The 2756-nt window shown below is 71.2% G+C and carries 2 protein-coding genes; both read right to left on the reverse strand.

Going from position 1 to position 2756, the window contains the following annotated elements:
• Positions 1-476: ketopantoate reductase family protein (locus tag VF794_RS17235; protein ID WP_331111752.1), on the reverse strand; the 476-nt coding region annotated here is incomplete at its 3' end.
• The coding region (locus VF794_RS17240) for an ABC transporter substrate-binding protein (RefSeq protein WP_331111753.1) at positions 473-2756 on the reverse strand (2284 nt) is incomplete at its 5' end. The genes VF794_RS17240 and VF794_RS17235, both read right to left, overlap by 4 nt.

The raw sequence follows: 2756 nt of genomic DNA on the forward strand, positions 1-2756 counted from the left end.
AACGCCGTGCCCGGCTTCGGGACCGGGTCTCCGGGCTTCAAGGGCGCCTGGAAGCTGAGGAAGGGAATCATGCCGGAGACGAGCCGCTCCGGGGGCACCCTCTGTTGCAGCCAGTCCCGGTCCGCGAGCGCCGGTTGGAGCATGACCCAGGTGGCCTCGCCCGTGGCCCGGGCGAGCGCGTCCACCCAGTCGCCGGCCCGCAGCGCCGTCGAGGACACGCACAGCCAGACCTGCTCCCACCGCCGGGCCGCTACCTCCTGGTGGGAGACGAGCACCTCGAACCCGGAGAAGGAGGTCGGCTCGTAATCCCGGTCGAGCAGACCGAGCTCATAGAGGGTGAAGCCCTGGCGGGCCTCCTCGGCGTACTTCTCCTTCACCAGGAAGGAGACGTCGCAACCGGCCGCCTGGAGGTACTTCCCGAAGACCTGACCAACGGCCCCCGCGCCGACCAGCAGGACTCGAGGCTTCGTGCTCATGCGTCCTCCACCGTGTCCAACCACAGCTCCTCGAAGCGTACCTGCGGAGGTATCTGGTGCAACCGCAGCCCCTGCACGTGTCCACTCGCCGCCGCGTAGACGCCAGGGTGGAAGAGGGGAACGAGGGGGCAGTCCTGGTAGGCCAGCCGCTCCGCGCGCCGGTAGAGCTGCTTGCGCTGCTCCGGGTCGATGGTGACGCGCGCCTCCGCCGTGAGCTTGTCCAGCTCGTCGTTGCGGTAGCCCAGCGGGTACACCGCCTGCGCCTGCGAGTTCAGCAGGAAGTGGAGGAAGTTGTCCGCGTCCGGGAAGTCGGCGACCCAGTGCAGCCGGAAGACCGGCAGCCGCCCCGTGCGCCGCCGCTCGGCGAACTCCTCCGCGCTCACCTCCTCGTGCCGCAGCTCCACCAGCCCCGCCTCCACCAGCGGGTGGAACAGGACGGCATCCTCCTCCGACGTGTCGCGCCCCACCGTCTGGTAGATCGTCACGGGCACCCGACGCACTCCGGCCTCGCGCAGCAGGCGCTCGGCGAGCGCGAGCTCCTGGCGGGGCTCGGACGGCAGGGTCTCCTCGCCCAGCAGCTCCGGTGGCGTCAGCGTGCCCGCCAGCCGCGCTCCCCGGTGGAAGCGGTCCACCAGCCCCGCGATGTCCAGCCCCGCCCGCAGGGCCTGTCGCACCCGCACGTCGTTATAGGGGGCCTCGCGCAGGTTGAAGCCGAGCAGCGACGTGGAGTGCGTGATGCCGGTCACCACCTGGAGGCCCTCGCGCTCGGGCTCCTCCACGTGCGTGGCGTTCAGGTACGAGACGACGTCCACCGTCCCCTCCCGCAGGGCCGCGAGGGTCTCCTCGCGAGAGCCCATGAGGTGGAACTCGAGCCGGTCCAGCAGGGGCTGCTCCTTGCGCCAGTAGGTGGGGTGACGCTCGAGCACGATGCGGTCCGTGCCGAAGTCCACCACCCGGAAGGGACCCGTGCCCAGCACCTGGCCTCGCGAGTCCACACGAGCCACCGCCGAGGGGGTCTGCGCCATCAGTTGGAGGAAGAAGGCCTTGGACTCCTCCAGCCGGATTTCGAGCGTCAGGTCGTCCAGCACCTCGATGCCCACCACCTCGCGCACCTTGCCCTCCGCGAACGCCTTCGCGCCCTGCACGTCCTCCAGCAGGCCGCGCTCCGGGGACTTCATCTCCGGGTCCAGCAGCCGCTCGAAGTGGCGCTTCACGTCGCGCGCGCTCAGCGGCTGCCCATCGTGGAAGGTGACGCCCGGGCGCAGGCGGAAGCGGTAGCGGCGCGCCGAGGGGTCCGCCTCCCAGCGCTCGGCCAGGTCCGCCACGAGCCGGCCATCCTGCTGCCGCAGCAGGCCCGTGAAGACGCAGGACCCTATCTCCACGGACTGGATCTCCACGCCGAAGAGCGGGTCCAACCGGCCCACCGCGCTCAAGTTCGCCGTCTGGTGGATGCCCACCCGGAGCGTCCCTCCCTGCTTCGGAATGGGAAGCTGGAAGCGGAACACCTCACTGTCCAGGCTGGCCGCCTCGTGCGCCAGTTGCTCCGCCGTGCGGCTCAGTCCGTCGCCGATGCGGATGACCTGGAGCGCGTCCTCGCGTACCCGCTCCACCTCCTCGCCGATGGTCGAGTCCCCGCGCATCAGCACGTCGTGCGCCGCGCGAATCTCCTCGATGGCCGAGCTCAGCCGCACCACCGAGTCGGCCAGGGTCCGGCCCGTGCGCGCCTGGCCCTCCGCCTTGCGCGAGGCCTCCTGCGCCAGCTTCGCCATCTGCTGCGTCTGATGCACCAGCTCGCGCCCGTGCGTCGATTGCTCGAGGGCCGCCCGCGTCACGTCGTCCACGCGCCGCGCCACCCGCCGGCTGGCATCCACCACCGTGGAGCCCTGCGCCTCCAGTCGCTTCGTCTCCGCCAGCGTCGCCTCCACCGCCGAGAAGGTACGCTGGGTGATGGTGCGGATCTCCATCAGCGCCTTGGCGGCCCGGTCGCCCAACTGCACGCCCGTGCCGGCCTGCTCGCGGCCCTCCTTCACCAGCGACACCGTCGTGTCCACCTCCCGGCGGATGCCGCCCACCATGGTGGCGATCTCACGCGTGGAGCGCGCGGTGCGCTCGGCCAGGCCGCGGATTTCGTCCGCCACCACGCCGAAGGGGCGGCCCTGCTCACCGGCCTGGGCGGCGATGATGGCGGCGTTGAGCGCCAGCAGGTTCGTCTGGTCGGCGATCTCCTGGATGACGTCCACGATGCGGCCAATCTGCGTGGAGCGCACCCCGAGCGAGTCC

It is taken from the genome of Archangium sp., from assembly GCF_036389735.1.
Lineage (GTDB): Bacteria > Myxococcota > Myxococcia > Myxococcales > Myxococcaceae > Archangium.